At 47.1% G+C, this 2,143-nt stretch carries 2 protein-coding genes; one reads left to right on the top strand and one right to left on the bottom strand.

Annotated elements, in window-relative coordinates:
* Positions 1–295: 295 nt before the first annotated feature.
* On the top strand, positions 296–1,222 hold the full coding sequence (locus PX481_RS27405) for an RluA family pseudouridine synthase (protein WP_002762649.1): 927 nt from the start codon (positions 296–298) through the stop codon (positions 1,220–1,222).
* Here the strand turns inward: PX481_RS27405 and bioU are convergent.
* Positions 1,219–2,143 (bottom strand): (S)-8-amino-7-oxononanoate synthase BioU (gene bioU, locus PX481_RS27400; RefSeq protein ID WP_502888642.1); only part of this gene is annotated, 925 nt, incomplete at its 5' end. The two genes, PX481_RS27405 and bioU, sit on opposite strands and share 4 nt — an antisense overlap.

Genomic DNA, 2,143 nt, shown 5'->3' with positions numbered 1-2,143 from the left:
AATTGAAGATAGATTTTGGGTTCGATCCCCCCTTAATCCTAGGGTTGATTCATCGTAGGGTTGATTCATGAATCAACCCTACCCTTAATCCATCTTTAACAAGGGGACATCTCAACGTTTTTAACACCTACCTACTTAAAAATCAGGAAAATTTAATCCCAAGATTTCCATCTCAAGCAGCCAGAGCAAGTTCAATTACTGTTAAAATAACTGGAATTGTTGAGCTAAGTTTAAATAATCTCAAGTCAGTTTTTCTTGATTCTCCTACACCCTACACCCTGATAACTAAAAATCGATGAACCAATTAAACTTAGAAGTTGCGGGAAAAAAAGAACGTTTAGATGCTTGGATGGGGTCACACTTGCCCGATTTATCGAGATCGAGGCTGCAAAAACTGATAGAACAGGGATATATACAGTTAAATGGTCAAATTTGCACTAATAAAAATACTAAAGTTGGTCAAGGTGATCGCTTAAAGATTACCATTCCCGACAGTCAACCCCTCGAATTAACCGCCGAGGCGATCGAGCTTGATATTCTTTACGAAGACGACTATCTGATTATTATCAATAAACCTGCCGATTTAGTGGTTCATCCGGCTCCCGGCCACGAATCGGGAACCTTGGTCAACGCTTTACTACATCACTGCCCGAATTTAGCTGGAATTGGTGGAATTCAACGCCCCGGTATAGTCCACCGCTTAGATAAGGATACCACGGGTGCGATCGTTATTGCCAAAACCGACCAGGCTCATCAACACCTACAGGCACAATTAAAAACCAAAACTGCCCGCCGGGAATACATCGCCCTCGTCCACGGTGTCCCCAAAACGGAGACAGGTACAATTGATCTGCCGATCGGTCGTCACCGCAGCGATCGGCAAAAGATGGCTATTATTGCCGTGGAAAAAGGCGGTAGAAATGCCGTCACTCACTGGCAAGTCAAGGAAAGACTGGGCAACTACACCTTAATGGAATTTCGCCTAGAAACTGGCAGAACTCATCAAATTCGCGTTCATAGCAGCCAAATCGGTCATCCGATTCTTGGGGATCCCCTCTATAGTTCAGGTCGTTCCATCGGGATTAATCTACCCGGGCAATTACTCCATGCCCATCGTTTAATTTTAGTACATCCGGTCACGGGAGAGAGCCTAGAAGCGATCGCTCCCTTACCCGCTATTTTCCCGAAAGTTTTAGCTATTTTACGGCAGAGAAACCCCTAGCGCACAAATTGCGGCATAATCTCCGCTGCTGTCCATAATCCGTAGATACCGCGACGATGCAGGGAAACCCCCGCTTTCAGATAACCGAAAGCCGGCCCGCAGACATTAGCCGCCATACTGGTTTCATCACCTAAAGTGAGGGTATGGGTGGAAATTTTGCCTTCAAAAGTCCGCCCCGTGACTTTAACATTGGTACTCAAGGGCTTTTTCGGGTTGCGCGTATCCACCACACCCCCGACGGAAACCCGATCGCGTCCACAGATTCCGGCTAATTCCAGCATAATATCGTCTGCGTGTTCCATATTTTCGAGGCTGAGAATGCCATTGGTTTTATTTAACAGCATTTCCACTTCCGCATCACTCATCCGGTGCGCCGTTTCTGGGTCGTAACCGGGTAAATGGGCGATATCTTCGCGAATAGTGGCACGATAAGCCTCCCAGTTGGCAATTCCCACACCAAAGGTAATTTTAACGCTATGAATCTCCCCATAACTCTGGGCAGCTAGGGCAGCGGCCGCAGTTAACAGTCCGGGGGTAGCGCCGCAGCCGGTCATGTAGGTGATGCCGGCGGCTTCTAGGTCTGCTTGTAGTGCTAAGATTTGTTCCATGGCGCTGGTACGTTTGAGCGCATCGACTAAAACCCCGCGCCAACCCAAGCGAATGAAAGTTTTAGCGATATCGGCCATGAAATTGTTGGGTAAATTCGGCAAGGCGAGAAAATAGCCTTCTACGTCGGCAGTTTTGATTAATTCCTCGATACTGTTTTGGCTGAGACTGCCGTAATTTTCCAGATAACCGATCGAACCCTGGTCATGATAAATTTTGTTACAGGTATTGACATCTAGACCGTCTTTGTGGTAAGCAAAACCGGCTTTATCGGCGGCGGCAGTCCAGAGCATTTCCTGTTTGGGGGCGAGAATT

The sequence above is a fragment of the Microcystis sp. M53603_WE2 genome (assembly GCF_030065435.1).
The sequence above is the reverse complement of the archived record's forward strand: the minus strand, read 5'-3'. Positions and strand labels throughout refer to the sequence as shown.